Below are 24,938 nucleotides of genomic sequence, written 5' to 3'. Positions count from 1 at the left end.
GGCGGGGTCCGCACCCTCCGCCGGTCGGGTCTTTCCGCTGCCCGCGAGCTACTTCTTCTGCTCCGAGGCGGACTGCTGCACGGTCGAGAACGGCTCGTCCTTCTTGGCGTCGCCTTCGGCCTTGTCGTCCTTGACCTCGGTCTTCGGGGTGGTGTCCTCGATGCCCTTGGTCGACTCGATGATCGTGGCCGACTCGGTGTCGGTCTCGTCGTCGGCGTCGGCGGCGCTCTCGATGACCGGGTCGACCTTCTCGCGGACGGCCTGGCGCAGCCACGTGGTCACCACGCCGGGAGCGATCTCCAGGTCGATGGTGGTGTCACCGGAGGCGTCGGCCACCGTGGCGTAGAGCCCCGAGGTGGTCATCACCCTGTCGCCCTCGGTCAGGCTGTTCTGCAGCTGCTGCTGCTCCTGCATCGCGCGCTTCTGCTTGCGCGTGCCCAGCACCAGCGGGATCGCGACGACCAGCATCAGCAGCAACGGCAGGAAGAGGCTTTCCATGATTCTCCATTCGGCGGACGTCCATCCCGAGCCGGAACGTCCGATTGATGTAGATGTGCTCTATCGAGTGTGCCAGGTACCAGGTCGAACTAGTCGAACAGGGTCGGCCCGACGTCGAACGGTGTAGCGGCCGGCGGCGTCAGCCCGAGGTGTTCCCACGCGAGGGCCGTGGCCACCCGGCCCCGGGGAGTGCGCGCGAGCATACCCGCGCGGACCAGGTAGGGCTCACACACCTCCTCGACGGTGGTCGTCTCCTCACCCACCGCGACGGCCAGCGTCGCCACCCCGACCGGGCCGCCGTTGAACGACTTGACCAGGGCGCTGAGCACGGCCCGGTCCAGCCGGTCCAGGCCCAGCTCGTCGACGTCGTAGACCTTCAGCGCCGCCCTGGCGACGTCGCGGTCGACGGTGCCGTCGGCCCGCACCTCGGCGTAGTCGCGGACCCGGCGCAGCAGCCGGTTGGCGATGCGCGGCGTGCCGCGGGAGCGCCCGGCGATCTCGGCGGCACCATCGGTATCCAGCGTGATGTCGAGGATGGTCGCCGAGCGGCGGACGACCAGTTCCAGCTCCTCGGCGGAGTAGAACTCCATGTGCCCGGTGAAGCCGAACCGGTCGCGCAGCGGCCCGGTCAGCGCGCCGGAGCGGGTGGTCGCGCCGACCAGCGTGAACGGCGCGATCTCCAGCGGGATGCTGGTCGCGCCGGGCCCCTTGCCGACGACGACGTCGACGCGGAAGTCCTCCATCGCCAGGTACAGCATCTCCTCGGCGGGGCGGGCGATGCGGTGGATCTCGTCGATGAACAGCACGTCGCCCTCGACGAGGTTGGACAGCATCGCCGCCAGGTCGCCTGCCCGTTCCAGCGCGGGACCGGAGGTGATGCGGATGGCGGCGTCCAGTTCGGCGGCGATGATCATCGCCAGGCTGGTCTTGCCGAGGCCGGGCGGTCCGGACAGCAGGACGTGGTCGGGCGGGACGCCGCGGCGGCGCGCGCTCTCCAGCACCAGCTGCAGCTGCTCGCGGACGCGGGGCTGGCCGACGAACTCGTCGAGCCTGCGGGGCCGCAGCGTGCCTTCGACGTCCCGCTCGCCCTGCTGGGGCAGGGCGGACAGCGTCTCCTCCGGCTCGAACTCGGTCACGGGGTCATCGTGCATGCCGGGCGTCAGCGCTTACGACCCAGGGTGGTCAGCGCCGCCCGCAGCACCGACGAGGTGTCGGTGCCCGCGCCGTCGGCGCCGAGCACCTTGTCGACGGCCTGCTCGGCCTGCTTCGCCGCGAACCCGAGCCCCACCAGCGCCTCGACCACCTCGCCGCGCAGTGCGCTGCCGGAGGTCACCGGCGGCACGCCGTCGGCGCCGGTGGCGACGGCGGTGACCTTGTCCCGCAGTTCCAGCGTCAGGCGTTCGGCGCCCTTGCGGCCGATGCCGGGCACCTGGGTGAGCACGGTGATGTTGCCTTCGGCCAGCGCGGTGCGCAGGGCGTCGGGCTCCAGCACGGCCAGCGCGGCCAGCGCCAGCCGGGGCCCGATGCCGGAGACGGTCTGGAGCAGGCCGAACAGCTCGCGGGACTCGGCGTCGGCGAAGCCGAACAGGGTCAGCGACTCCTCGCGGACGATCAGCGCGGTGTGCAGCAGCACCTGCTCGCCGCGGCGCAGCGTCGCCAGCGTGGCCGGCGTGGCCTGCACGGCGAAGCCGACCCCGCCGACCTCGACGACGGCGTGGTCCAGGGCGACGGCGAGAACCTCGCCACGGACGGAGGAGATCATCGGGCGCTCCCTGTGGTGTCGGCGGCCTTGCGGGCGGCGGCCAGCCGGGCTTTGTGGGTCCTGGCCAGCTCGGCGGCGCGGGCCTCGGCGGCGGCGAGCCGGGCTCGCATCGGCTCCCGCCACAGGTGGCAGATGGCCAGCGCGAGCGCGTCGGCGGCGTCGGCGGGGCTCGGCCGGGCGGCGAGCCGCAGCAGCCGGGTGACCATGGTGGTGACCTGGTTCTTGTCGGCGCGGCCGGAGCCGGTGACCGCGGCCTTGACCTCGCTGGGCGTGTGGAAGACGACCGGCAGGCCCCGGCGGGCGGCGCCCAGCGCCACCACCCCGCCTGCCTGGGCGGTGCCCATCACCGTGCGGACGTTGTGCTGGCTGAACACCCGCTCGACGGCCACCGCGTCGGGCCGGTACCGGTCCAGCCACTGCTCGACGGTGTCGGCGACCGTCAGCAGCCGGTGGGCGAGGTCGGCGTCGGCCGGGGTGCGCACGACGTCGACCGCCACGCAGGTCACGGACCGGCCGGTCCCCCCGTCCACCACACCCAGCCCGCACCGGGTCAGCCCGGGGTCCACACCGAGCACGCGCACCCGCTCACCTTTCCGACGAACACCAGTTCGACGAGCAGGCTACCGACCCCGCTGCCCCCACCCGCGCAGGACACGCGCGAGTCCACCACCCGGCCCCCGCGAGTCCACCCTTCGCGCCCCGCGAGTTGACCACGGCGCGAGTTCGACCTTCAGACGCCCGTCTCGCCGGGGATCCAGCTCTCCGGGCGGCCGCTCTCGGTCAGCACCGGCTGCCACTGCGCGAACCCCTCCGGCGCGCCGGACTCCCACGGCCAGTGGCCGTCCGGGCTGGCGACGATGATCTGCACCGCCGGGAAGTCACCGTCCGGGTAGATGACGAACGCGCTGCCGAAGTACTCCATGTACCAGCCCTTGGCGACGGCCTCGAACGTCACCGGCACACCCTCGAAGAAATCCGTGTACGCCGTGCCGAACTGGAACTCCTCGCCGTTGGCCGCGCGGTCGACGTAGGCGTCCAGCAACACCGGCCCCAGTTGCTCGGGCAGCCCGACGACGACGGCCTCCGGCACGTTGTGCATCGCGAAAGCGCAAGCGGTGAAACAGAAACCGGGGCCCTCGTCGTCCGCGGCGACCTGGATGATCGCATTGCCGCGCCGTTCCCCCTCGGCGACGATCCAGTCCTGCAGCTTCTGGTCTTCTGGGGCGAGGGCGTCGGTCACGGCGGCCATTGTGCCTCACCCGAACGTGGTCGAACCATCCTGCACTCAGCCGACTTCGGCGAGCACCTCGTCCGGGACGTCGAAGTTGGCGTAGACGTTCTGGACGTCGTCGCAGTCCTCGAGCGCGTCGATGAGGCGGAACACCTTGCGAGCACCCTCGGCGTCCAGCGGCACGTTGACCGACGGCAGGAAGCTCGCGTCCGCGGACTCGTAGTCGTAACCCGCCTCCTGCAACGCCGAGCGCACGGCGACGAGGTCGGTGGCCTCGCTGACGATCTCGTAGCTCTCGCCGAGGTCGTTGACCTCCTCGGCACCGGCGTCGAGGACCGCCATGAGGACGTCGTCCTCGGACAGGTCGTTCTTCGGCATGATCACGACGCCCTTGCGGTTGAACAGGTACGCCACCGAGCCCGGGTCGGCCAGCGAGCCGTTGTTGCGCGTGAGCGCGGTGCGGACCTCACTGGCGGCGCGGTTCTTGTTGTCGGTGAGGCACTCGATCAGGACCGCGACGCCGTTGGGGCCGTAACCCTCGTAGGTGATGTTCTGCCAGTCGGCACCACCGGCCTCCTCACCGGCGCCGCGCTTGCGAGCGCGCTCGATGTTGTCCTGCGGGACGGAGTTGCGCTTGGCCTTCTGGATGGCGTCGAACAGCGTCGGGTTGCCGTCCGGGTCTCCCCCGCCGGTCCGGGCCGCGACCTCGATGTTCTTGATCAGCCGGGCGAACAGCTTGCCGCGTTTCGCGTCGAGGGCGGCCTTCTTGTGCTTGGTGGTGGCCCACTTGGAGTGGCCGCTCATTCTTCCTCCATCTACGTCGACGCGTCGCGAACGATACGGACGAACAGCCGGTGCACCCGCTCGTCACCCGTCAGCTCCGGGTGGAACGCGGTGGCCAGCACCGCCCCCTGCCTGACCGCGACAATCCTAGTGGCCTGCTCGTCGGGCACGCTGGCCAGTACCTCCACGTCGGCGCCGACCTTCTCCACCCAGGGCGCCCGGATGAACACGGCGTGCACCGGTCCGCCGTGGACACCGGCGAAGTCGACGTCCTCCTCAAAGGAGTCCACCTGGCGGCCGAAGGCGTTGCGGCGCACGACGATGTCCAGGCCGTCGAGCTGGTGCTGATCGGGCCGCGCGTCCAGTGCCTGGCGGGCCAGCAGGATCATTCCCGCACAGGAACCGAACGCCGGCATACCCGCGGCGATCCGCTCCCGCAGCGGCTGAAGCAGTTCGAAGGACTCCAGCAGGCTGGACATCGCGGTGGACTCGCCACCCGGCAGCACCAGACCGTCTACTTCGGACAGCTCGGCGGGCCGGCGGATGGGGCGCGCCACCGCGCCCGCGCGCTCCAGCATGGCTACGTGCTCCCGGACCGCGCCCTGCAGCGCGAGCACTCCGACGACCGGCTCCGACATCGCATCCTCCCTGGTCAAGTCTAGGGCACACCCAACAGACGCAGCCCCGCGGCCGTCCCGGCGGCGGCGAGGACCACCACCACGAACGGCGCCTTGCGCCACGCCAGCACCCCGCCGACGAGCACCCCGGCCGGGCGGGCGTAGCCGGCGAAGCCGCCGTCGGCGATCAGCGCGGCGGTGGCGACGACGGCGGTGAGCAGCACGACGGCCGAGGTGGCCATCAGGCGTTCGGCCCGCGCGGTCAGCTCGACGCGGGCCCGCAGCACCGGCCCGGCCAGCCGGAACGCGAGGGTGCCCACGCCGAGCACGAGCGTGGCGGCGACGAGCAGCACGGGGTCGGCGATCACGCGGCCACCTTCTTCTCTTCCGGCGTGCGCAGCGCGACCAGCACGCCGGCCAGCGACAGCAGGACCGGCAGGCCGGCGGGCAGGAACGGCGAGGCCAGCAGCGCGACCGCCGCACCGGCCAGCGCGGCGTTGCGGGCCCGCGGGTCCTTCAGCGAGGGCAGGACGAGCGCGAGCAGCACGGCGGGGAACGCGGCGTCGAGCCCGAACAGCGCCGTGTCGGTGATGACCGTGCCGGCGAACGCCCCGGCCAGCACACCGGCGTTCCACACGACGAACAGGCTGATCCCGCAGAACCAGTAGGCTGCCCGGCGGCGTGCCGGGTCGCGCTGGGCCAGCGCGAAGGCCACCGTCTCGTCGATCATCAGGTGACTGCCCGCGAGCTTGCGGGCCCAGCCTTTGCCGAGGACGTCGCCGACGGCGAAGCCGAACGGCACGTGCCGGACGTTGACCAGCAGACCGGCCGCGACGGCGGCGAACGGGTTGCCACCGGAGGCGACCAGTCCGATGAACAGGAACTGGGCGGCACCGGCGAAGACGACCACCGACATCAGCATGGGGACCCAGACGTCGAAGCCGGAGCTGACGGCGATGGCACCGTAGGACAGCCCGACGACGCCGTCGGCCAGGCAGACCAGCGCGATGTCCCGCATCAGCTCGGGACCGAGGGTTCGGCGTAACGAACGCATGTACGTTATCGTGAACACCTGGATTCTGTTCGTCAAGCCGAACGATTGGACTGTTGGAGCGAACACATGGGTGCGCCTCTCGACATCATCGCCCACTCGCTGCGCCGGGAACGGACGCGTGCCGGGCTGTCCCTGTCCGAGCTGGCGAAGCTGGCCGGGATCGCCAAGTCGACGCTGTCCCAGCTGGAGTCGGCGACCGGCAACCCGAGCGTGGAGACGCTGTGGGCACTGGGCAAGGCGCTGGACGTGCCGTTCTCCCGGCTGGTCGACCCGCCCGCGCCACGGGTGCGGGTGGTGCGGGCAGGCGAAGGCCCTGCGGTGCGCTCGGAGGAGGCCGACTACGTCGCCACCCTGCTCGCGTCCTGCCCGCCGCAGGTCCGCCGCGACATCTACCGGATCACCGCCGAGCCGGGCACGGTGCGGCGCTCGGACCCGCACCGCGACGGCGTGGTCGAGCACGTCGTCCTCGGCGCCGGCCGGGCGCTGGTCGGCCTGGCCGAGGAGCCGGTCGAGCTTGCCCCCGGCGACTACGTGACCTACCCGGGCGACCTGCCGCACGTCTTCGAGGCCCTGGACCCCGGTACCGCCGCGGTGCTGCTGTCCGAGCATCCCTGACCGCGGCGGTACCGTGACGCCGTGGCGGACAAGCGGGCCGGGCGCCTGCGCGACGAACTCGACGCGGCGGTGGCGGAGTTCACCGGGCTCGCGGCACTGCTGGTCGCGGCGTTCCGGGAACACGTCGAACCCCTCCTCGAACGGGAACAGCCGTACCCGGACGAACTCGACGCGGGCGGCTCGGCCTGGCGGCTCCACGTGCACGGCGAGCACTGCCGGTTCGAGCGGATCGGCGACGGGGTGGTGGTGGAGGCGAACACCGAACACCCCGGCGCCGTCGATCCCTACTTCCTCCTGCTGTACCTGCGTACCTCGCACCGGTATCCGGACCTGACCGCGGCCTGCCCGGACGGCTTCCGCGACATGAGCCGGATGCTCACCAGCCGCGCTCGGCCAGGCGGTGCGGCTGCGGGACGTCGTCGACGTTGATGCCGACCATGGCCTCGCCGAGGCCGCGGGAGACCTTGGCGAGCACGTCCGGGTCGTCGTGGAACGTGGTGGCCTTGACGATGGCCGCCGCGCGGCGCGCCGGGTCGCCGGACTTGAAGATGCCCGAGCCGACGAACACGCCCTCGGCACCCAGCTGCATCATCATCGCCGCGTCGGCAGGCGTGGCGATCCCGCCCGCGGTGAACAGCACCACCGGCAGCTTGCCCAGCTCGGCGACCTCCTTGACCAGCTCGTAGGGCGCCTGCAGTTCCTTGGCGGCGACGAACAGCTCGTCCTCGGGCAGCGACCGCAGCCTGCGCAGCTCCGCCCGGATGGTGCGCATGTGGGTCGTCGCGTTGGACACATCACCGGTGCCGGCCTCGCCCTTGGACCGGATCATCGCCGCACCCTCGGTGATCCGCCGCAGCGCCTCGCCGAGGTTGGTCGCACCGCACACGAACGGCACGGTGAACTCCCACTTGTCGATGTGGTTGGCGTAGTCGGCCGGGGTGAGCACCTCGGACTCGTCGACGTAGTCGACGCCCAGCGACTGCAGCACCTGCGCCTCGACGAAGTGGCCGATCCGGGCCTTGGCCATCACCGGGATCGACACCGCCTCGATGATGCCGTCGATCAGGTCCGGATCGCTCATCCGCGCCACACCGCCCTGCGCGCGGATGTCGGCGGGAACCCGCTCCAGCGCCATCACCGCGACCGCACCGGCGTCCTCGGCGATCTTCGCCTGCTCCGGGGTGACGACGTCCATGATGACGCCGCCCTTGAGCATCTCGGCCATCCCGCGCTTGACGCGCGCGGTGCCCTTCTCGGAACCGGACTGGACTTCGGACACAGCTGTACCCTTTCTTACCTGCTCAGCGGGTTGTCGATACAACGGTAGGCGCAACGTGGCCTGCGCAGGCGTGCCAGTGAACGGCTATCTCGGCAGTCCACTTCACCCCTGTTCGCCACCTTGCCGCGAACCCGGATCGGGTGTGTGATCGAGGACACACCAGCCGACACCCCTGAGACCTCTGGAGCGCGCCATGGCCGAGAAGCAGACGAAGAACGGGGACACCGGAGCCGCGGTCGCTGTGGACGACCCGAGCAAGGTGCGCAACGTGGTCCTGGTCGGTCCCTCCGGTTCGGGCAAGACCACCCTGACCGAGGCCCTGCTGGCCGCCTCCGGCGCGGTGACCAGGGCGGGTTCGGTCGTCGACGGCACGACAGTGTGCGACCACGACCCCGCCGCGGTCCGCCAGCAGCGCTCGGTCGGCCTGTCGGTCGCGCCGCTGGTGCACAACGGCGTCAAGGTCAACCTCATCGACACCCCCGGCTACGCCGACTTCGTCGGTGAGCTGCGGGCCGGGCTGCGGGCGGCCGACGCCGCCTTGTTCGTGGTGTGTGCCGCCGAGGGCGTCGACGCCGCCACCACCGCGGTGTGGGAGGAGTGCGCCGCGGTCGGCATGCCCAGGGCCGTCGTGGTCGCCAGGCTCGACCACCAGCGCGCCGACGCGATGGCCGAGATCGCCGCCTGCCAGGAGGCCTTCGGCCCCGGGGTGCTGCCCCTCTACCTGCCCGCAGGCGACGGCCTGATCGGCCTGATCACCCAGCGGTACTTCGACTACTCCGGCGGCTTCCCGCCCACGGTCGCCGAACCCGATCCCGCCGACCTCGACCGGCTCACCGAGGCCCGCAACGCGCTCATCGAGGGCATCATCGCCGAGAGCGAGGACGAGAGCCTGATGGACCGCTACCTCGCCGGCGAGGACATCGCCGAGTCGACGCTGATCGCCGACCTGGAGACGGCGGTGGCCCGCGGCTCGTTCCACCCGGTGATCCCGGTGTGCGCCACCTCCGGCGTCGGGCTCGCCGAGCTGCTGGAGGCCATCACCAGGGGCTTCCCGTCGCCGCTGGAGCACCAGCTGCCCGAGGTCACCTCCCCGGACGGCATCCCGCGCCCCCGGCTGTCGGCCGACCCGGACGGCCCGCTGGCGGCCGAGGTGGTCCGCACCGCCGTCGACTCCTACGTCGGGCGGGTCTCGCTGGTCCGGGTGTTCTCCGGCACGCTGCGCCCGGAGCGGGCCGTCCACGTGTCCGGGCACGGCCTCGCCGAACGCGGGCACGAGGACCACGACGCCGACGAGCGCGTCGCCCACCTGTACTCCCCGCTCGGCGCGACGCTGCGCGAGGTGCCCTACTGCGTCGCGGGCGACCTGTGCGCGCTGACCAAGGTCGGCTCGGCCGAGACCGGCGACACCGTGTCCTCCCCGGAGGACCCGCTGCTGATGCGGCCGTGGACGATGCCCGAGCCGCTGCTACCGGTCGCCGTCGTGGCGCACAAGCGCAGCGACGAGGACACCCTGTCGCGCAACCTGTCCCGGCTGGTCGCCGGTGACCCGACGCTGCGCCTGGAACGCAACGCCGAGACCGGCCAGCTCGTGCTGTGGTGCATGGGCGAGGCACACGCCGACGTCGTGCTGTCCCGGCTGCGTACCGGCGGCGCCGAGGTGGACACCGAACCGGTGCGGATCAGCCTGCGGGAGACCTTCGCCGGCAAGGCTTCCGGGCACGGCAGGCACGTCAAGCAGTCCGGCGGGCACGGCCAGTACGCCGTGTGCGACATCGAGGTGGAACCGCTGCCGCGCGGCAGCGGGTTCGAGTTCGTCGACCGGGTGGTCGGCGGCGCCGTACCGCACCAGTTCATCCCCAGCGTCGAGAAGGGCGTGCGGGCACAGCTGGCCCGCGGCCTGGTCGACGGCCACCCGGTGATCGACATCCGGGTCACGCTGGTCGACGGCAAGGCACACAGCGTCGACTCCTCCGACGCCGCGTTCCAGACCGCGGGGTCGCTGGCGCTCAAGGACGCGGCGGGCAAGGCGAAGATGTCCCTGCTGGAGCCCTACGACGAGGTGCACGTCCAGCTGCCCGACGAGTACCTCGGCTCGGTGCTGGGCGACCTGTCGGCGCGGCGGGGCCGGGTGCTGGGCACCGAGGCCGCCAGTGGCGGGCGGTCGGTCATCCGGGCCGAGGTGCCCGCGACCGAGCTGCTGCGTTACGCCATCGACCTGCGCTCGCTGACCTCCGGCACGGCGACGTTCACCCGGCGGCACGTGCGGTTCGACCCGATGCCGGCCTGACGCCGTAAGATGCGGCGCGCGCCGGCACTCCGCCGGCGCGCCAGGCGAAGGGAAGGCGATCGGGGTTGCCCGCCGGGCAGGAGCACTATTTCTCGGCGCGGCCGGCAGCGGAGCCCACGGCGGGCGGCACGGTCACGGTGGAGCTGGACGACGTCCGGCTCCGGCTGCGCACCGACGGCGGCGTGTTCTCGCACAGCCGCCTCGACCCGGGCACCCGGGTGCTGCTGGAGCACGCGCCGCTGCCGAAGGTCCGCGGTGACCTGCTGGACCTGGGCTGCGGCTACGGGCCGATCGCCCTGACCTACGCCACGCGCCGCAAGCGGTACCCGGTGTGGGCGGTCGACGTCAACGAACGCGCACTGGAGCTGGTGCGGGCCAACGCCGAGACGGCCGGGCTGGGCAACGTCACCGCATGCCTGCCCGACGAGGTGCCCGCCGACGTGCGCTTCGGCACGATCTACTCCAACCCGCCGATCCGGGTCGGCAAGCGGGCGCTGCACGAGCTGCTGCTGCGGTGGCTGCCGCGGCTGCGCCCGGACGGGGTGGCCTACCTGGTGGTGCAGAAGCACCTCGGGTCGGACTCCCTGGCGGCCTGGCTGACCGGCGAGGGCTTTCCCACGAGCAGGCTGACCTCCCAGCGGGGATACCGGCTGCTCGAAGTACATCCGAGGACGGACTGACTTGCACCAACTCCGTGGCACCGAACTGAAACGCCTGCACCGCACCTGGAAGCGGCAGAGCACGACGCGGCTGGCGCTGCTGCTGGAAGGCGTGCAGTCACCGTTCAACGTCGGCGGCATCGTGCGCACCGCCGCGGCACTGGGCGTGGCGGAGCTGTACGTGGTCGGGCTGACCGCCTCGCCACGCAACCCGAAGGCGCAGAAGGTCGCCATGGGCACCGACCGCTACCTGGACGTCCGGGCGTTCGAGACCCTCTCCCCCGCCGTCGAGCGGGTGCGGGCCGACGGGTACCGGCTGGTCGGGCTGGAGCTGACCGACACCGCGGTGCCGATGCACGAGGCCGACCTGACCGGCGACGTGTGCGTGGCTGTGGGCAACGAGGACCGCGGGCTGACACCGGACCTGCTGGCCGCCTGCGCCGCGGTGACGTTCATCCCGCAGCTGGGCAAGGTCGGCTCGCTCAACGTCGCCACCGCGGCGGCGCTGGCCTGCTACGAGGTACGCCGCCAGGACTGGGCCGACTAGTGCCCTAGCCCGGCAGGTCGGGCTCGGCGATCTCGAAGTACTCCGGATGCGGCGCCGTTCCGGCGAGCCGGAAGTAGCGGACCCGCCGCCTGCGGCGCAGCGACAGCGTGTCGCGTACGGCGTCGTTGTGCACCCGGCGGGCGATGACCACGCGGTGCTCGGCGTCGTTCAGTTCCTCGGCCAGCGCGGCGGGCAGTGCCGCGCGGTCGACGCCGGCGAGCAGCAGCGACAGCTCGTTCTCCGCGGCCTCCCGCTCGCCCCGGGGCGCGCCCTCGGCCCGTTCGGCCACCGCCCGCAGCCCGGGAACGCCGCCGACGGCCGCGACCGCCCTGGTCACCACCGCGCGCCGGGCCAGTGCCGCGTCCAGCGCGGCCCAGCCCGCGTCGGTGCGCACGTGCAGCCGGTCCAGCCGGTTGGCCGTCGCCACCAGCCACAGCCCGACGAGCACCACCAGCACGCCCAGCGCCGCCAGGCCGATGTACAACCCGGTCACCGCACGGCCGCCTGGGCGGCGCTGACCCGGCGCGGATCGGCCGCGACCGCCGTCTCGTACACCCGCAGCACCTGGGTCGCCACGACCGACCAGTCGTAGACCACCACCCGCTCCCCCGCCGCGGCGGCCAGCGACGCCCGCCGGGTCGGATCGCCGAGCAGGTCCCGCAGCGCCTCGGTGAGCGCCGCGGAGTCCTCCGGCGGGAACAGCACACCGGCCGCGCCGTCGTCGAGCACCCGGCGGAACGAGTCGAGCGCACTGGCCACCACCGGGGTCCCGGCGGCCATCGCCTCGGTGAGGATCATGCCGAAGCTCTCCCCGCCGGTGTTGGGCGCGCAGTAGACGTCGACGCTGCGCAGCGCGCGGGCCTTGGTCGGTTCGTCGACCTGGCCGAGCAGCTCGATGTGCCCGGCCAGTTCCGGCCCGGCCTCGCGGCGCAGCGCGTCCTCCTCGCCCTTGCCGACGACGACCAGCCGCAGGTCGGGCAGCTCAGCCAGCAGCGGCCGCAAGGCGGCCAGCAGCACGGGCATCCCCTTGCGCGGCTCGGTGTAGCGGCCGACGAAGCCGACGGTGCCGCCGGTGCGCGGGTAGCCCTCCAGCGGCCGGGCCGCCGAGTAGAAGCCGACGTCGACACCGTTGGGGATCTCCACCGCGTCACCACCGGAGTGCTCGACCTGCACCCGGCGGGCCAGCGCGGACACCGCGATGCGGGCGGTGATCTTCTCCTGCAGCGGCCGCAGCACCGGCTGGAACGCCGCCAGCGTGCGGGACCGTGGCGTCGAGGTGTGGAAGGTGGCCACGATCGGCCCGTCGGCGACGGCCAGCGCCAGCAGCGACAGGCTGGGCGCGGCGGGTTCGTGCAGGTGCAGCACGTCGAACTCGTTGTCCCGGATCCAGCGCCGCACCCGTGCGTAGGACACCGGCCCGAACTGCAGGCGCGCCACCGAGCCGTTGTACGGGATGCCCAGCGCCTTCCCAGCGGGGTGCACGAAGTCCGGCAGGTCCGCGTCCTCGTCCGCGGGCGCCAGAACCGACACGTCGTGCCCGCGTTCCAGCAGCGCCTTCGCCAGGTCGACCACGTGGCCCTGCACGCCGCCGGGGACGTCGAAGGAGTACGGGCAGACGATGCCGATCTTCACCGGTTCACCCCGCGTTCGCAGGCTCGGCGGCGTCGGCGGGCCAGAACGGCTGCATCATGTGCCAGTCGGCGGGGTGCGCGGCGATGTCGCCGGCGAACACGTCGGCCAGCGCCTGGGTGGCCGCGGGAATCTCGCTGCGTGCGTTGACCCGGATGCGCGGGTGCATCCGCAGGTGCCAGCCGTCGTCGGTGAACCAGTTGCCCACCGGCAGCAACGCGGCGCCGGTGGTGGCGGCCAGCCGCGCCGGCCCGGCCGGCATCCGGGTCTGCTCGCCGAAGAACGTCACCGGCAGGCCGTTGCTGGTGAGATCGCGGTCGCCGACCAGGCACACCACCTTGTTCTCCCGCAGCCGCCGCAGCAGCAGCCGGAACCCGGAGCTGTCCCCGGTCAGCGGCACCACCTCGAAGCCGAGCGACTCCCGGTAGGCGACGAACCGCTGGAACACCGACTCGGGCTTGAGCCGCTCCACCACGGTGGTGAAGCCGCCGACGTAGTTGGCCAGCCAGACGCCGATAGCGTCCCAGTTGCCGGTGTGCGGCAGGGCGATCACCACGCCGTTGCCGTCGGCGAGCGCGGCGTCGAGGTTCTGCCTGCCGGTCATCGTGGCCTGGATCCGGGTGGTGATGTCGGCGTGGTCCATGGTCGGCAGGCGGAAGCTCTCCCGCCAGTAGCGGGCGTAGGACCGCACCGCCTGCTTGGTCAGCTCGTCCAGTTCGGCCTCGCCTGCCTGGGGTACGACACGTGCCAGGTTGCGGCGCAGCTGACGCACCCCCGGGCCCTTGCGGCGCGCGGCGAGGTCGGCGCCGAGGTTGAACGCCGCGGCCGCCACCGAGTCGGGCAGGGTACGCACCAGCCGCCAGCCGGCGGCGTAGCCGAGGTCGACGAACCGGTCGGACAGGCTCACGAGGAGTCCTTTCGCGCGGCGCCGGCGACGGCGATGATCCGTTGCAGCAGGGTGATCACCGACAGCGCGGCCAGCAGCCACAGGGAGACTTCGACGGCATGGGGCACCCCCAGCCCCTCCAGGCCGGTGCCGACCAGCGCGATGATCAGCCGCTCGGCCCGCTCGACCAGCCCGCCGTCGACGGCGAGGCCGGAGGCGTCGGCCCGCGCCTTGACGTAGGAGATGACCTGCGCCAGCACCAGGCAGATCAGTGCCGCGGCGGCCGCCCTGCGCCCGCCCGGCAGGTGGACGAAGCACCACCAGGCGATGGCGGCGAACAACGCGCCGTCGACGAGCCGGTCGCAGGTGGCGTCCAGCACCGCGCCGAACGGCGTGCCGTACCCACGGGCGCGGGCCATGGCCCCGTCCAGCAGGTCCAGCATGGCGAAGCCCCACACGGTGAACGTGCCGGCCAGCAGCAGGTCGTTCGGGAAGAACACCAGGGCGCAGACCATCGCACCGGCGGTGCCGAGCACCGTCATGACGTTCGGCGTGAGACCCACCCGGTTGAGCGCGGCACCGATCGGGTCGGTGACGCGGGAGACCGAGGCTCGCGCGAAGATATTGAGCATCTGTTGGGCTGCGGTCCTAGCTGATGGCGGCGGACTGGTCAGGCGCAGCCTAGCGAGCCGAGGTCGGCACGCTCGCGTGTGGCTCGCCGGTATGCGCAGGTGACTCCGCCGGCAGCCGCGCGTCCGCCTCGGTGCAGGCGGCGAGCTCCTCGGCCTTGGCCTTCGCGCACGGGACGGCCAGCCCGCCGACGATCGCGTCGCTGATCTCCCCCAGGACCCGCACCTGCTCGGGGGTGAGCTGGTCGAACAGCGCCTGCCGGACGGCGCCGACGTGTCCTGGCGCGGCGGTCTCCAGCGCCGCCATCCCGGCCGGGGTCAGCCGGGCCCAGGCGCCGCGCTTGTCGACGTCGCAGCTGCTGCGCTCGACCCAGCCGCTGGCCTCCAGCCGCGCCACGGCGTGCGAGAGCCTGCTGCGCGAGGACCGGGACTGCTCGGCCAGCTCGCTCATCCGCAGGGTGTGGCCGGGGGTCTCGCTGAGAATGACCAGCACCTCGTAGTAGGTGTGTGGCATACCCGACTCCTGCTGGAGCTGGGTCTCCACGTGGCCCTTCAGCATGTCGATGGCCGCGCTGAAGCTGCGCCACACGCGCTGCTCCTCGTCACTTAGCCACCGGGTCATGGGAATAGTGTACCCATGGTTGAGCGCTCAACTAGTATGGACTAGGGTCCGTAATTGAGAGCTCAACTACTTGGAGGGAATCCACATGAGCGCGCCCACGACCGTCCCCGGCTACATCGCCGGCACCTGGAACATCGACACGCCGCACTCGGAGATCGCCTACAGCGTCAAGCACCTCGGCCTGGCCAAGAGCCGCGGCCGTTTCACCGCCTTCACCGGCCAGATCGTCACCGCCGAGAACATCCTCGACTCCACGGTGACCGCCGAGATCGACGCCGGCTCCATCGCCACCGGCAACGAGTACCGGGACAACCACCTCAAGACCGACGAGTTCTTCGACGTGGCCAACCACCCGACCATCACGTTCCGCTCGACCGGCATTCGCGAGGACGGCGACGACTACCTCATCGACGGCGAGCTGACCTGGCGCGGCACCACCGTGCCGACCACGCTCAAGGCCGAGCTGAACGGCTTCGGGCAGAACCCGGCCAACGACAACGCCACCACCATCGGCATCTCCGCCGAGACCACCATCAAGCGCCGCGACTTCGGCATCGGCCCGGAGGGCAACTCGTTCCTCGGCGAGCAGGTCAAGATCACCCTGGAGATCGAGGCCGCCCTGCAGCAGTGAGCCCGGCTCGCGCACAAGCACGTGAAGGCCACCTTCAGTACGTCTCACGTAATGAAGGTGGCCTTCACGAGCTTTGACGGCCCGCTACCAGGCGTCGGCCAGCAGCTGACGGGTCTGGCCGAGCAGCTGCGGCAGCACCTTCGTGTGGCCGACCACCGGCATGAAGTTCGAGTCGCCGCCCCAGCGCGGCACCACGTGCTGATGCAGGTGCGCGGCGATCCCGGCCCCGGCGATGACGCCCTGGTTCATGCCGATGTTGAACCCGTGCGCGTCGGACACCGAGCGCACCACAGTCATCGCCCGCTGCGTGAACGCGGCCAGCTCCAGCGTCTCGTCCTGGGTCAGGCCGGTGTAGTCGGCCACATGCCGGTACGGCACCACCATCAGGTGCCCCGGGTTGTACGGGTACAGGTTCAGCACCGCGTACACGCTCTGCCCGCGCGCCAGAATCAGCCCCTCGGCGTCGTCCATCCCGACCAGGCGGCAGAACGGGCAGCCCTGCGGCTCGTCGCCGTCCGGCTTGTTCTCGCCCTTGATGTAGGCCAGCCGGTGCGGGGTCCACAACCGCTGCAGCGCGTCCTGGACCCCCACGCCGTCCTGCGGCTCCGGCGTCGGCCCCGTCACGGCAGGACCGCCGCCAGCGCGTCGGCCGTGGGCGAGGAGTTCTCCCGGCGGTCCACCCACGCCGTGATGGCCGCGACGGCGTCGGCCACCGGCACGCCGTTGATCTGACCACCGTCGCGGAACCGGAACGACACCGCGCCCGACTCGACGTCCTTGCCGCCCGCCAGCAGCAGGAACGGCACCTTCTGGGTGGTGTGGGTCCGGATCTTCTTCTGCATGCGGTCGTCGCTGACGTCGACCTCGGCCCGGATCCCGTTGTCCCGCAGCGCCTTCTCCACCCCGCGCAGGTGCTCGGCGTGCTCGTCGGCGATCGGGATGCCCACCACCTGCACCGGCGACAGCCACGCCGGGAACGCGCCGCCGTAGTGCTCGGTCAGCACGCCGAAGAACCGCTCGATCGAGCCGAACAGCGCGCGGTGGATCATCATCGGCTGCTTGCGGGTACCGTCACTGGCCTGGTACTCCAGCCCGAACCGCTTGGGCTGATTGAAGTCCAGCTGAATGGTCGACATCTGCCACGACCGGCCGATGGCGTCCTTGGCCTGCACCGAGATCTTCGGACCGTAGTAGGCGGCGCCGCCCGGGTCCGGCACCAGCTCCAGGCCGGAGTCGATGGCCGCCTGCCGCAGCGTCTCGGTGGCCACCTCCCACTCGGCCGGGTCGCCGATGAACTTCGGCGAGTCGTCGCGTGTGGACAGTTCGAGGTAGAAGTCGCTGAGCCCGTAGTCACGCAGCAGGTCCAGCACGAAGTCCAGCAGCGAGCGCAGCTCGTCGGCCAGCTGCTCCTCGGTGCAGTAGATGTGTGCGTCGTCCATGGTCAGCCCGCGCACCCTGGTCAGGCCGTGCACCACACCGGACTTCTCGTAGCGGTACACCGAGCCGAACTCGAACAGCCGCAGCGGCAGCTCCCGGTAGGACCGCCCGCGGGCCCGGAAGATCAGGTTGTGCATCGGGCAGTTCATGGCCTTGAGGTAGTACTGCTCGCCCTCCAGTTCCATCGGCGGGAACATGGTGTCGGCGTAGTACGGCAGGTGCCCCGAGGTGTGGAACAGCGCGCTCTTGGTGATGTGCGGGGTGTTGACGAACTCGTAGCCGGAGTCCTCGTGCCTGCGGCGCGAGTAGTTCTCCAGCTCCCTGCGGATGATGCCGCCCTTGGGGTGGAACACCGGCAGGCCGGAGCCCAGCTCCTCGGGGAAGGAGAACAGGTCCAGCTCGGCGCCGAGCTTGCGATGGTCGCGCCGCTCGGCCTCGGCCAGCCGCTCCAGGTACTCGTCCTGGGCCTCCGCCGACTCCCACGCGGTGCCGTAGATCCGCTGCAGCTGAGGGTTGTTCTCGTTACCCCGCCAGTACGCCGCGGCGACCCTGGTCAGCTTGAACGCCGGGATGAACTTCGTGGTGGGCACGTGCGGCCCACGGCACAGGTCGCCCCAGACCCGCTCCTTGGTGCGCGGGTCGAGGTTGTCGTAGACGGTCAGCTCTCCCCCGCCGACCTCCATCACTTCCGAGGTGTCCACTTCGGACTTGAGGTCCACCAGCTCCAGCTTGAACGGCTCGTCGGCCAGCTCCTCGCGGGCCGCCTCGACCGAGGCCAGCACCCGGCGGGAGAACTGCTGCGATCCCTTGACGATCTGCTTCATGCGCTTCTCCAGCGCCTGCAGGTCCTCCGGGGTGAACGGGGTGTCGACGGCGAAGTCGTAGTAGAAGCCGTCGCGCACCGGCGGCCCGATGCCCAGCTTCGCCTTGGGGAACAGCTGCTGGACCGCCTGCGCCAGCACGTGCGCGGCGGAGTGGCGGATCACCGAGCGGCCGTCCTCGGTGTTCGCGGCGACCGGCTCGACCTCGGTGTCGGTCTCCGGGCTCCAGGACAGGTCCCGCAGTGCGCCGCCGGCGTCGCGCACGACGACGACGGCGTCCGGCCCCTTGCCGGGCAGTCCCGCCTCGCGCACGGCGGCGCCCGCCGTGGTGCCGGCCGGCACCACCACGCGCGAGGTGGGGGCGGCGGCTGCTGGCGACGGCTGGGACACGGCTGGCTCCTCGGATCACACTGGTCTGGACTGACTCCGGTGATGCTATCCGTCACCCGATGAGTGCCTCGCGCCCGCTTCCCCCAGCCGTCGCCGCCCGCGGCCCTCAGGCGACGGTCACGACCTCGTCGTAGTCCAGCCGGGGCAGCCGGTCGAACCAGGCACCCTCACCGGGCTTGCCGATGTTGATCACCACGAGCGAGCGCCAGGTGGTGCCGCCGAAGAACTCGGCGTCCAGCCCGTCGGCGTCGAACCCGGTCATCGGGCCGGCGGCCAGGCCCGCGGCCCGCACGCCGATGATGAAGTAGCCGACCTGCAGCAGCGCGTTGAGGCGTGCGGCGTCGGTGCGCGGCTCGGGGTCGGCGAAGTAGTCCTTCGCGCCCGGCGCGTGCGGGAACAGCCGGGGCAGGTTCTCGTGGAAGTCGGCGTCGAAGGCGAGCACCACGGTCAGCGGCGCGGCGGCGGTCTTGGCGCGGTTGCCGTCGGCCATGTGCTTCAGCAGGCGCTCGCGTGCCTCGTCGGTGCGGACCACCAGTGCCCGCAGCGGCTGGGTGTTCATCGACGTCGGCGCCCACTTGACCAGCTCGTAGATGGCCCGGACCTGCTCGTCACTGACCGGCTCGGGGCTGAACGTGTTCGCCGTGCGCGCCTCGCGGAACAGCAGATCCTGCACCTCGGGGGGCAGCTGGAGGTCCTGGGTGGCGGCCGGGTCGATGGTCGAGGAAGTCACAACGGGCGTCCTTTCGTGTGGGGTCACTCCACCTCGACCCAACATGGTTGAGCGCTTGATAATTTCGCTCTCAACCACTTTGCCGGGTGTCGTGAGTCACACGCTCAGTACGCGCCCGCCCCGCCGAGAACCGCCCGCGCCGTCTTCCACAGGATCACCACGTCCAGGGCCAGCGACCAGTCCTCCACGTACCGCAGGTCCAGCCGCACGCTCTCGTCCCAGCTGAGGTCGCTGCGCCCGCTCACCTGCCACAGCCCGGTCAGCCCCGGCTTGACCAGCAGCCGCCTGCGCACCTCCGGCGCGTAGGCCTCGGTCTCCTCCGGCAGCGGCGGCCGCGGGCCGACCAGCGACATCCGGCCGGTCAGGACGTTGCAGAGCTGGGGCAGCTCGTCGAGCGAGTAGCGCCGCAGCAGGCCGCCGACCCGGGTGACCCGGGGATCCCTGCGCAGCTTGAACAGCGGACCGGCGCCCTCGTTGGACTCCCGCAGCGCCGCCCGCACCCGGTCGGCGTCGGCGACCATGGTGCGGAACTTGTACATGGTGAACGTCTGGCCCGCCCTGCCCACGCGGCGCTGGCGGTAGATCACCGGCCCGGCACTGGTCACCCGCACGGCGAGCGCGATGACGATCAGCAGCGGCGACAGCGCGATCAGCAGCGCGGCCGAGGCGACCCGGTCGACGATCTCCTTGACCAGCCTGCGCCCGCCGGTGAACGTCGGCGCGGCCACCCGCAGCAGCGGCATGCCGAGAACGCCGGAGACGTTCAGCCGCGGGCCGGCGACCTCCATCAGCACCGGCGCGACGACCATCTCCGCCTCGGTGCCCTCCAGGTCCCAGGCCAGCCGCCGCAACCGTTCCGGCGTCCAGTACGGATCCGACGTGATGGCAACGACGCGGTAGCCGCCGCGGCGGACGTGGTCGGCCAGCTCCGCCAGCCCGCCGACGACCGGCACCCCGCCCACCTCGCCTGCCGCGCCGTCCGCGGTGCACACCGCCTCGACCCGCCAGCCCACGTGCGAGGCCCCGCGGGCGCGGGTGATCAGGTCGCGCACGCTGTCCGGGCTGCCCGCCGCCATCACCGGCAGCAGGCAACCGCCGCGGCGGCGCGCGCGGTGCAGCAGCCTGCGCAGGACGTACCGCTGCGGGAAGGCCACCAGGCCGATCGCCGGGATCACGACGAACACCCACGGCTGCACGGCCAGCGCGCCGGTGAGCAGCCCGGCCAGGCCGACCAGCACTCCGGCGGAGAACAGGCCGCGGCCCAGCCTGCGGAACTCCTCGGCACCCTCCCCCAGTACCCGCTTGTTCCAGGCCCGGCCGGCCGCCAGCGCGCAGGCGACGGCCAGGACGGTCCCGGCGGCAAGCACCCAGCTGGCCGAGGTGCGCCAGCCCAGCCAGCCGACGACGGCCGCGCCCAGCAGCACGACGACGACGGTCGCGGCGAGGTCACTGGTGACCACCCAGGCGCGGTAGCCACGCTCCCAGTCGGTCGCCGGAACCCGCGCCGTCGCACGGACCGTCCCCCCGGGACGGCTGTCGCGCGCGGGCAGCGGGCGGGCGCGCACCGACTCTTCCATCAGACCTCCAGCGCATTGGAACACGGGCAACGCGGGGAAGAACTGGCAGACGACTCCGGAGAGTGACGAACGTTGATCGACGCTGCGTGACCATTCGGGTGACGTCCGGCCGTGGTATCGGTCACCCTCGAAAGGCTGTTACACGAGGTATGCACGAGCGTCGACTACGCAGAATGCAGGAGTGAACACGGTAAAGATAACGGCAAGATGACAAAGCGTGAGGTTACCCGGCGCCCGACCATTACGTTAGGTAGTCGGAAAATGGGTCACGCGGGATGACACGGCAGAATTGCCGCCGCCCCTCACGTCCGATCTGCGCGAACCCGGCACCGGACCGTCCACTGTGGAGCACCGCGGACGGTCCGCAATGGACGATCGGCCGGAACCGGCCACCGGCCCACCGGCGCCGGGTGAGCGGGGCCACACCGGCGGCGTGGCCGACCTGAGACCTCGCCTATCCCCCAGACGGGTCGGTGAGAATGAGCCTGAACACAAAACGACCCCGGTGATTGGCCGGGGTCGTCGTGCGTGGGCGATACTGGGATCGAACCAGTGACCTCTTCGGTGTGAACGAAGCGCTCTCCCGCTGAGCTAATCGCCCCCTCGCGGTGTGTGGAGAACTGTAGCGGACCCGCCGGAGGGGCTCACACAGGGGGTCCCCCCCGGCGACCACGGTCCGCGCACTGACGGACACGGACCGAACAACCGCGTGGTGGCGCGGGCTGTGGCCCGCGGCTGGCATTCGGGTGACGTGCTTTTCGCGTCCGACATTCGCGGGACAGTGCTATCGCCATGAGGGGAAACCGAGCAGTATGTACACGAAGGCGATCACACGAGGGGCGGTCGCGGGGCCGGGCGCACCGGGGGTGAAGATGGGGCGCGCGCCGCGTGACCCCGTACGGGTGATCTTCGGCGAAACCGCGAGCGACCGGGCGGCTTCCTACGTCTCACCGTCGCAACTCGGTCACCATGGACCGGGAGAGGAGTGAAGGGTACGACGATGCGAAACGATCACGTGACGCTCCGCTCGACGGCGGTCTTCGACCTGCTGGCGCCGCGGACTCCCGCAGTCCCGGTGAAGGTGGAGCTGCGCTACGACACCCGCGACCCCTATGCCGTCGTGGCGGCCTTCCGCACCGGCCGCGCCGGCTGGGTGGAATGGGTGTACGCACGTGACCTGCTCGCCGACGGCCTGCTGGCCGAAGCCGGCGACGGGGACGTTCGCATCCGGCCGTCGGTGGAGGACCCCGAGTCCGTGCTCATCGAGCTGAACTCGCCGTCCGGGCACGCCATGTTCGAGGCCTCCGCCCAGGAGCTCGCCGACTTCCTCGACCGCACCTACGACGTCGTGCTGCCGGGCAACGAGCACCTGTGGGTCGACGTCGACGACGCGCTGACCCACCTCATCCCCAACGATTTGAGCTGATGACAGCGCTGCGACACCGAGTGGCCACCCCGGTGTCAGCGCCGTTTTCGGGGTCCGATACAGTTTTGCCACACCACGGGGACGGGATCACCGGCCAAGTGGGAGTGCGGATGTAGCGCAGCTGGTAGCGCATCACCTTGCCAAGGTGAGGGTCGCGGGTTCGAATCCCGTCATCCGCTCGGAGGGCCTACTCGGGTCCGACACGGTGGAGTGGCCGAGAGGCGAGGCAACGGCCTGCAAAGCCGTGTACACGGGTTCGAATCCCGTCTCCACCTCGCGCGATTAGCTCAGCGGGAGAGCGCTACCTTGACACGGTAGAGGTCACTGGTTCAATCCCAGTATCGCGCACCACCTGTTTTACCAGGTCAGCGGCCCTGTTCTCACTCACGAGGACAGGGCCTCACTGCTGAAATGGCGATGAAATGGCGATGGCCTTCTGATCGCCCCGTTCTGACAACTGGTCGAACGAGGCCCGCAGATGCGGAAACCACGACGCCAGCCGGGCCCGTTCCGCCGCAGACAGCACCGCTAGCGAGCCGAGCCAGCGGACTTCCAGGGCCTGGATGATCTGGCTGAGCATCGCCGGGGTCACGTGGTCGTAGACCCGGGCCATGCCCTTCATCTTCTGGCCCAGCCGTGCCCGGCGGGCTACTTCCGGGATCCCGTCCTCGGTCAGCCAGGTGGTGTGGCTGTGCCGCCCTTCGTGGAAGGTGATCCACGGCAGGATTGCCGGGGTGTGATCCACAGCACTCGGGTTGTCCGGGTTCGTCCCGTCCCAGGCCGGGCGCCAGTATCGCTGCCGGAAGTTCGACCGCCGCCAGGGCTTGCCCTCCGGTGTGCAGAACACGAACGGATGGCGGTGACTGTCCAGCAGTTCCTCGTAGAACACCGCGATGCTCGGCGGTAGCTCTACCCACCGCTGTCCCGCCGGCGTCTTCGTCCGTCCCTTCTTGCCCCGGTGCCGCCGCGGCGGCACCTGCTCGGCGCCACCGGCATCCCCCGCTGCCAAGCGGCCGCCCTTGAGCAGCCGGCCAGCGATCTCCTTCAGCAGCTGGCGGATCGCGATGGCTCGGCGCTCGGCGTCGTACTCGTGCCGCTGCTGCCCCACGAGTTCACCCCATCGGCCCCCGGTATAGAAGTCCGCCAGGCACAACACGAAGCCGCCGAGGCCCAGACCGGCTTCGTACAGCCGCATCGCGGCACGCAACGCCTGCACGGGCTGTGCCACCAGACGCTCGGTCTCGAACGCACCGGAGGTGACCCGTATCCCGTAGCAGGGGTTGGCCGGAATCAACCGTGCTTTCACTCCGGCGTTCAGGATGGTGGAAAAAGGCGGCGAAGATCGAGGCCACCGTGGTGTCGGTGTAGTCCTCATGCAACTCGGACAGCCACTTCTCGATCTCCACGTAGCCGTTGAAGATGCCGATCATCGGCCACGCCGACCACTGCGGCAGCAGATGGTTGTCCAGATAGGACCGATACTTCGCCACCGTGCTCGGTTCGAGCCGAGGCGCAAGCGCCTCGAACCATTCCTCCGCGAAGGTCTCGAACCCGGTCTCGGCGTCTCGGGGATCGATCCACATGTTCCGCCGGATCAGCGCCTCCTGCTCAGAACCCATTCCTCGGCGGCCTTCTCCGAAGAGAAGCCCGACCGGCTGCCCCACGTCCCATCCGGACGCTTGTACCGGGCACGCCAGCCGTCCTTCCCGTCATGGTCTCGCTGACCGTATGCCACAGACCTGCCGTCTCGCCGCCGTGGCTCGCGAGACGAACGATCTCGACCACGTCCTGCCGACTGAACCGGTAGTGCTTGCCGAACCGCCGATGCGGCAGCGCCCCTGCCGCGGCTCGGTCCTTCACCGTCCGCGCGGGAATGGCCAGCAACTCCCCCACCTGCTCCGCTGTCAGCAGAGCGTCCGGATCGCGCGTCCGCTCGGCCGCGAGCGACCGCACGGCGTCAGCCAGCTCCCGTAACGCCTGAGCCAGGCTCTGGTCCCGGTGCTGTGCCACGGCTCTCGTTGGCTCAGGACCGGTTCGGATGGTCTCGATTGGCAGCTGTACCAGCTGAAACAGCTGGAACACAACCGTGATCGCCCGCCCAGATCTCCCACCGCACCCGAGCAACACCATCAGCCCCGTGCGACCGCCGCGGCCGGCTGGGCGTGTGCCACCCACGTCGAGGGGCAAGCGAGCTGACAGGAATCAGCCCAGCGGCGCGCAGGCTTGCCCCGGATTCACCTGCCTGGGTGTACGTGATCAACCTGCGGTAACCCATCCCCCGGGCCGCACGCCAGACCGCGCCATACAACGCACTATTCGCGTTCCGCGTGCCATCAGTGCACGTACGCGTCACCTCGACCGTGAGGCGGTCATCGAGATGACGAGCGACCGGGCGACCCGCGACCGCTACGCCCACCAGACGATCCCCGCAGGCAACACCAACCCCACGTCGCGACAGCGTCGCCCGCGGTTCGGCGGCCCGCGACGTGTCCTGGCGCCACACGTGACTGCACCCGGTGCAACCGGTATCGGCGGAGGCTGACCTCCAACACCGTGCGCCGCCACCCGAACGGCTCGTGCGCCAACCGCCGGACCACCGTGTCCCTGGCCGCGCCCTGGCATCCGCAGCGACGACACCATCTGACGGGCTCGACAACCCGGCACCGGAGAATCGCCCGATCGGGCTCCAACCACTGCCCGAGCACTTCGAGCCCGAGATCATAGATGGACCTGCTGAAGGAGCGGATCGCGGTCACCTCCATCCTCGGGAGACCTCGACCCCTACCCGGCCACCGACGCGCCGACCGGACTACACCCTCAACTGCGAA

Annotated in this window: 29 protein-coding genes, 4 tRNA genes and 1 pseudogene; 10 read left to right on the top strand and 24 right to left on the bottom strand. The window is 71.0% G+C overall.

The genetic code is table 11. From position 1 onward, the window contains the following. Positions 1-48: 48 nt before the first annotated feature. From yajC to EWH70_RS00130, 9 genes are all read right to left on the bottom strand, one after another. Positions 49-498 (bottom strand): preprotein translocase subunit YajC, encoded by a 450-nt coding sequence (gene yajC / locus EWH70_RS00170; RefSeq protein WP_130473128.1) that lies wholly within the window; start codon positions 496-498, stop codon positions 49-51. Positions 499-587: 89 nt separating this feature from the next. Next, entirely contained in the window at positions 588-1,649 is a 1,062-nt protein-coding gene (gene ruvB / locus EWH70_RS00165; RefSeq protein ID WP_130473127.1) for a Holliday junction branch migration DNA helicase RuvB, read from the bottom strand. A gap of 8 nt (positions 1,650-1,657) precedes the next feature. Next, positions 1,658-2,260: a Holliday junction branch migration protein RuvA gene (gene ruvA / locus EWH70_RS00160; protein WP_130473126.1), complete on the bottom strand. Its 603-nt coding sequence runs from the start codon at positions 2,258-2,260 to the stop codon at positions 1,658-1,660. Continuing rightward, entirely contained in the window at positions 2,257-2,841 is a 585-nt protein-coding gene (ruvC, locus tag EWH70_RS00155) for a crossover junction endodeoxyribonuclease RuvC (protein WP_130473125.1), read from the bottom strand. The genes ruvA and ruvC overlap by 4 nt, the downstream gene beginning before the upstream one ends. A gap of 149 nt (positions 2,842-2,990) precedes the next feature. After that, positions 2,991-3,509 carry a DUF4262 domain-containing protein gene (locus EWH70_RS00150; RefSeq protein ID WP_130473124.1) on the bottom strand — a complete coding sequence of 173 codons (519 nt, stop codon included), beginning with the start codon at positions 3,507-3,509 and terminating at the stop codon, positions 2,991-2,993. Between the two features lie 36 nt (positions 3,510-3,545). Further along, positions 3,546-4,295 carry a YebC/PmpR family DNA-binding transcriptional regulator gene (locus tag EWH70_RS00145; protein ID WP_130473123.1) on the bottom strand — a complete coding sequence of 250 codons (750 nt, stop codon included), beginning with the start codon at positions 4,293-4,295 and terminating at the stop codon, positions 3,546-3,548. Positions 4,296-4,306: 11 nt separating this feature from the next. Beyond that, positions 4,307-4,912: a pyridoxal 5'-phosphate synthase glutaminase subunit PdxT gene (pdxT, locus tag EWH70_RS00140; RefSeq protein ID WP_130473122.1), complete on the bottom strand. Its 606-nt coding sequence runs from the start codon at positions 4,910-4,912 to the stop codon at positions 4,307-4,309. A gap of 20 nt (positions 4,913-4,932) precedes the next feature. Then, positions 4,933-5,256, bottom strand: coding sequence for an AzlD domain-containing protein (locus tag EWH70_RS00135; protein WP_420809026.1), 324 nt, complete (start codon positions 5,254-5,256; stop codon positions 4,933-4,935). Next, the gene (locus tag EWH70_RS00130) at positions 5,256-5,945 is read right to left on the bottom strand and encodes an AzlC family ABC transporter permease (protein WP_130473120.1); all 690 of its coding nucleotides are present in this window, start codon (positions 5,943-5,945) and stop codon (positions 5,256-5,258) included. Before EWH70_RS00130 ends, EWH70_RS00135 begins: the two co-directional genes overlap by 1 nt. A 66-nt stretch (positions 5,946-6,011) precedes the next feature. On the opposite strand from EWH70_RS00130, the gene EWH70_RS00125 reads away from it, so the two are divergent. Continuing rightward, entirely contained in the window at positions 6,012-6,560 is a 549-nt protein-coding gene (locus EWH70_RS00125) for a helix-turn-helix domain-containing protein (protein WP_130473119.1), read from the top strand. Positions 6,561-6,581: 21 nt separating this feature from the next. Next, positions 6,582-6,989: a DUF6896 domain-containing protein gene (locus tag EWH70_RS00120; RefSeq protein ID WP_130473118.1), complete on the top strand. Its 408-nt coding sequence runs from the start codon at positions 6,582-6,584 to the stop codon at positions 6,987-6,989. On the opposite strand, the gene pdxS is transcribed toward EWH70_RS00120, so the two are convergent. After that, positions 6,937-7,839, bottom strand: a complete 903-nt coding sequence (gene pdxS / locus EWH70_RS00115) for a pyridoxal 5'-phosphate synthase lyase subunit PdxS (protein ID WP_130473117.1) — start codon at positions 7,837-7,839, stop codon at positions 6,937-6,939. The two genes, EWH70_RS00120 and pdxS, sit on opposite strands and share 53 nt — an antisense overlap. Positions 7,840-8,032: 193 nt before the next feature. Between pdxS and EWH70_RS00110 the strand changes: the two genes are divergently transcribed. The 3 genes from EWH70_RS00110 (at position 8,033) to EWH70_RS00100 (ending at position 11,332) form a co-directional block, all read left to right on the top strand. Then, positions 8,033-10,126 carry an elongation factor G-like protein EF-G2 gene (locus EWH70_RS00110; protein ID WP_130473116.1) on the top strand — a complete coding sequence of 698 codons (2,094 nt, stop codon included), beginning with the start codon at positions 8,033-8,035 and terminating at the stop codon, positions 10,124-10,126. A gap of 65 nt (positions 10,127-10,191) precedes the next feature. Beyond that, complete coding sequence (locus EWH70_RS00105) at positions 10,192-10,806, top strand: class I SAM-dependent methyltransferase (RefSeq protein WP_130473115.1); 615 nt, start codon at positions 10,192-10,194, stop codon at positions 10,804-10,806. A 1-nt stretch (position 10,807) separates the two neighbouring features. Continuing rightward, a complete protein-coding gene (locus EWH70_RS00100; RefSeq protein ID WP_130473114.1) occupies positions 10,808-11,332 on the top strand; it encodes a TrmH family RNA methyltransferase in 525 nt (174 codons plus the stop codon). Between the two features lie 4 nt (positions 11,333-11,336). Here the strand turns inward: EWH70_RS00100 and EWH70_RS00095 are convergent, their stop codons facing one another. The 5 genes from EWH70_RS00095 to EWH70_RS00075 are packed head-to-tail and all read right to left on the bottom strand — an operon-like array spanning position 11,337 to position 15,104. Beyond that, positions 11,337-11,825, bottom strand: a complete 489-nt coding sequence (locus EWH70_RS00095; protein ID WP_130473113.1) for an NUDIX hydrolase — start codon at positions 11,823-11,825, stop codon at positions 11,337-11,339. Beyond that, positions 11,822-12,964, bottom strand: a complete 1,143-nt coding sequence (locus tag EWH70_RS00090) for a glycosyltransferase family 4 protein (RefSeq protein ID WP_130473112.1) — start codon at positions 12,962-12,964, stop codon at positions 11,822-11,824. Before EWH70_RS00090 ends, EWH70_RS00095 begins: the two co-directional genes overlap by 4 nt. Positions 12,965-12,968: 4 nt before the next feature. Further along, positions 12,969-13,868, bottom strand: coding sequence for a phosphatidylinositol mannoside acyltransferase (locus tag EWH70_RS00085; protein ID WP_420809017.1), 900 nt, complete (start codon positions 13,866-13,868; stop codon positions 12,969-12,971). Beyond that, complete coding sequence (gene pgsA, locus EWH70_RS00080; protein ID WP_130473111.1) at positions 13,865-14,479, bottom strand: phosphatidylinositol phosphate synthase; 615 nt, start codon at positions 14,477-14,479, stop codon at positions 13,865-13,867. Before pgsA ends, EWH70_RS00085 begins: the two co-directional genes overlap by 4 nt. Positions 14,480-14,528: 49 nt before the next feature. Continuing rightward, positions 14,529-15,104 (bottom strand): MarR family winged helix-turn-helix transcriptional regulator, encoded by a 576-nt coding sequence (locus EWH70_RS00075; RefSeq protein ID WP_130473110.1) that lies wholly within the window; start codon positions 15,102-15,104, stop codon positions 14,529-14,531. A gap of 79 nt (positions 15,105-15,183) precedes the next feature. Here EWH70_RS00075 and EWH70_RS00070 point away from each other — a divergent pair, with 79 nt between their 5' ends. Further along, positions 15,184-15,729 (top strand): YceI family protein, encoded by a 546-nt coding sequence (locus tag EWH70_RS00070; RefSeq protein ID WP_130473109.1) that lies wholly within the window; start codon positions 15,184-15,186, stop codon positions 15,727-15,729. Between the two features lie 84 nt (positions 15,730-15,813). Here the strand turns inward: EWH70_RS00070 and EWH70_RS00065 are convergent, their stop codons facing one another. The 5 genes from EWH70_RS00065 to EWH70_RS00045 form a co-directional block, all read right to left on the bottom strand. Further along, complete coding sequence (locus EWH70_RS00065) at positions 15,814-16,353, bottom strand: HIT family protein (protein WP_130473108.1); 540 nt, start codon at positions 16,351-16,353, stop codon at positions 15,814-15,816. Further along, positions 16,350-18,377 carry a threonine--tRNA ligase gene (thrS, locus tag EWH70_RS00060; protein ID WP_130473107.1) on the bottom strand — a complete coding sequence of 676 codons (2,028 nt, stop codon included), beginning with the start codon at positions 18,375-18,377 and terminating at the stop codon, positions 16,350-16,352. Before thrS ends, EWH70_RS00065 begins: the two co-directional genes overlap by 4 nt. A 106-nt stretch (positions 18,378-18,483) precedes the next feature. Then, the gene (locus tag EWH70_RS00055; protein WP_240686712.1) at positions 18,484-19,107 is read right to left on the bottom strand and encodes a malonic semialdehyde reductase; all 624 of its coding nucleotides are present in this window, start codon (positions 19,105-19,107) and stop codon (positions 18,484-18,486) included. A gap of 104 nt (positions 19,108-19,211) precedes the next feature. Next, positions 19,212-20,684, bottom strand: coding sequence for a sugar transferase (locus tag EWH70_RS00050; RefSeq protein ID WP_130473105.1), 1,473 nt, complete (start codon positions 20,682-20,684; stop codon positions 19,212-19,214). A gap of 529 nt (positions 20,685-21,213) precedes the next feature. Then, a tRNA-Val gene (locus tag EWH70_RS00045) sits at positions 21,214-21,285 on the bottom strand. 399 nt (positions 21,286-21,684) lie between these two features. On the opposite strand from EWH70_RS00045, the gene EWH70_RS00040 reads away from it, so the two are divergent. The 4 genes from EWH70_RS00040 (at position 21,685) to EWH70_RS00025 (ending at position 22,461) form a co-directional block, all read left to right on the top strand. After that, a complete protein-coding gene (locus EWH70_RS00040; protein WP_130473104.1) occupies positions 21,685-22,110 on the top strand; it encodes an SsgA family sporulation/cell division regulator in 426 nt (141 codons plus the stop codon). Positions 22,111-22,216: 106 nt separating this feature from the next. Then, positions 22,217-22,289: transfer RNA gene (locus EWH70_RS00035), tRNA-Gly, on the top strand. 25 nt (positions 22,290-22,314) lie between these two features. Next, positions 22,315-22,385: transfer RNA gene (locus EWH70_RS00030), tRNA-Cys, on the top strand. Between the two features lies 1 nt (position 22,386). Then, positions 22,387-22,461: transfer RNA gene (locus EWH70_RS00025), tRNA-Val, on the top strand. A 49-nt stretch (positions 22,462-22,510) separates the two neighbouring features. Here EWH70_RS00025 and EWH70_RS00020 read toward each other — a convergent pair. The 4 genes and pseudogenes from EWH70_RS00020 to EWH70_RS36665 form a co-directional block, all read right to left on the bottom strand. Beyond that, complete coding sequence (locus tag EWH70_RS00020) at positions 22,511-23,305, bottom strand: site-specific integrase (protein WP_240686711.1); 795 nt, start codon at positions 23,303-23,305, stop codon at positions 22,511-22,513. Further along, on the bottom strand, positions 23,223-23,693 hold the full coding sequence (locus tag EWH70_RS36040) for an N-terminal phage integrase SAM-like domain-containing protein (RefSeq protein WP_240686760.1): 471 nt from the start codon (positions 23,691-23,693) through the stop codon (positions 23,223-23,225). Before EWH70_RS36040 ends, EWH70_RS00020 begins: the two co-directional genes overlap by 83 nt. A 25-nt stretch (positions 23,694-23,718) precedes the next feature. Further along, positions 23,719-24,240 carry a helix-turn-helix domain-containing protein gene (locus EWH70_RS00015; protein WP_130473103.1) on the bottom strand — a complete coding sequence of 174 codons (522 nt, stop codon included), beginning with the start codon at positions 24,238-24,240 and terminating at the stop codon, positions 23,719-23,721. Beyond that, positions 24,134-24,872 (bottom strand): annotated as a pseudogene (locus tag EWH70_RS36665) (XF1762 family protein). The gene EWH70_RS00015 and the pseudogene EWH70_RS36665 overlap by 107 nt, the downstream one beginning before the upstream one ends. Between the last annotated feature and the right edge of the window lie 66 nt (positions 24,873-24,938).

Origin of the sequence: Amycolatopsis suaedae, from assembly GCF_004214935.1 — a bacterium.
In the GTDB taxonomy this organism is placed as follows: Bacteria; Actinomycetota; Actinomycetes; order Mycobacteriales; family Pseudonocardiaceae; genus Amycolatopsis; species Amycolatopsis suaedae.
Note: the sequence above shows the minus strand (reverse complement) of the source record. Positions and strands in the feature narration are given on the sequence as shown.

What these genes read in the sequence shown, in the direction of transcription:
- ruvA (WP_130473126.1), bottom strand. Translation starts at nt 2,260, where the DNA reads ATGATCTCCTCCGTCCGTGGCGAGGTTCTCGCCGTCGCCCTGGACCAC.
- EWH70_RS00130 (WP_130473120.1), bottom strand. Translation starts at nt 5,945, where the DNA reads ATGCGTTCGTTACGCCGAACCCTCGGTCCCGAGCTGATGCGGGACATC.
- yajC (WP_130473128.1), bottom strand. Translation starts at nt 498, where the DNA reads ATGGAAAGCCTCTTCCTGCCGTTGCTGCTGATGCTGGTCGTCGCGATC.
- EWH70_RS00150 (WP_130473124.1), bottom strand. Translation starts at nt 3,509, where the DNA reads ATGGCCGCCGTGACCGACGCCCTCGCCCCAGAAGACCAGAAGCTGCAG.
- EWH70_RS00015 (WP_130473103.1), bottom strand. Translation starts at nt 24,240, where the DNA reads ATGGTGTTGCTCGGGTGCGGTGGGAGATCTGGGCGGGCGATCACGGTT.
- EWH70_RS00040 (WP_130473104.1), top strand. Translation starts at nt 21,685, where the DNA reads ATGCGAAACGATCACGTGACGCTCCGCTCGACGGCGGTCTTCGACCTG.
- EWH70_RS36040 (WP_240686760.1), bottom strand. Translation starts at nt 23,693, where the DNA reads ATGTGGATCGATCCCCGAGACGCCGAGACCGGGTTCGAGACCTTCGCG.
- EWH70_RS00145 (WP_130473123.1), bottom strand. Translation starts at nt 4,295, where the DNA reads ATGAGCGGCCACTCCAAGTGGGCCACCACCAAGCACAAGAAGGCCGCC.
- EWH70_RS00070 (WP_130473109.1), top strand. Translation starts at nt 15,184, where the DNA reads ATGAGCGCGCCCACGACCGTCCCCGGCTACATCGCCGGCACCTGGAAC.
- pgsA (WP_130473111.1), bottom strand. Translation starts at nt 14,479, where the DNA reads ATGCTCAATATCTTCGCGCGAGCCTCGGTCTCCCGCGTCACCGACCCG.
- pdxT (WP_130473122.1), bottom strand. Translation starts at nt 4,912, where the DNA reads ATGTCGGAGCCGGTCGTCGGAGTGCTCGCGCTGCAGGGCGCGGTCCGG.
- EWH70_RS00050 (WP_130473105.1), bottom strand. Translation starts at nt 20,684, where the DNA reads ATGGAAGAGTCGGTGCGCGCCCGCCCGCTGCCCGCGCGCGACAGCCGT.
- EWH70_RS00020 (WP_240686711.1), bottom strand. Translation starts at nt 23,305, where the DNA reads ATGCGGCTGTACGAAGCCGGTCTGGGCCTCGGCGGCTTCGTGTTGTGC.
- ruvB (WP_130473127.1), bottom strand. Translation starts at nt 1,649, where the DNA reads ATGCACGATGACCCCGTGACCGAGTTCGAGCCGGAGGAGACGCTGTCC.
- EWH70_RS00110 (WP_130473116.1), top strand. Translation starts at nt 8,033, where the DNA reads ATGGCCGAGAAGCAGACGAAGAACGGGGACACCGGAGCCGCGGTCGCT.
- EWH70_RS00125 (WP_130473119.1), top strand. Translation starts at nt 6,012, where the DNA reads ATGGGTGCGCCTCTCGACATCATCGCCCACTCGCTGCGCCGGGAACGG.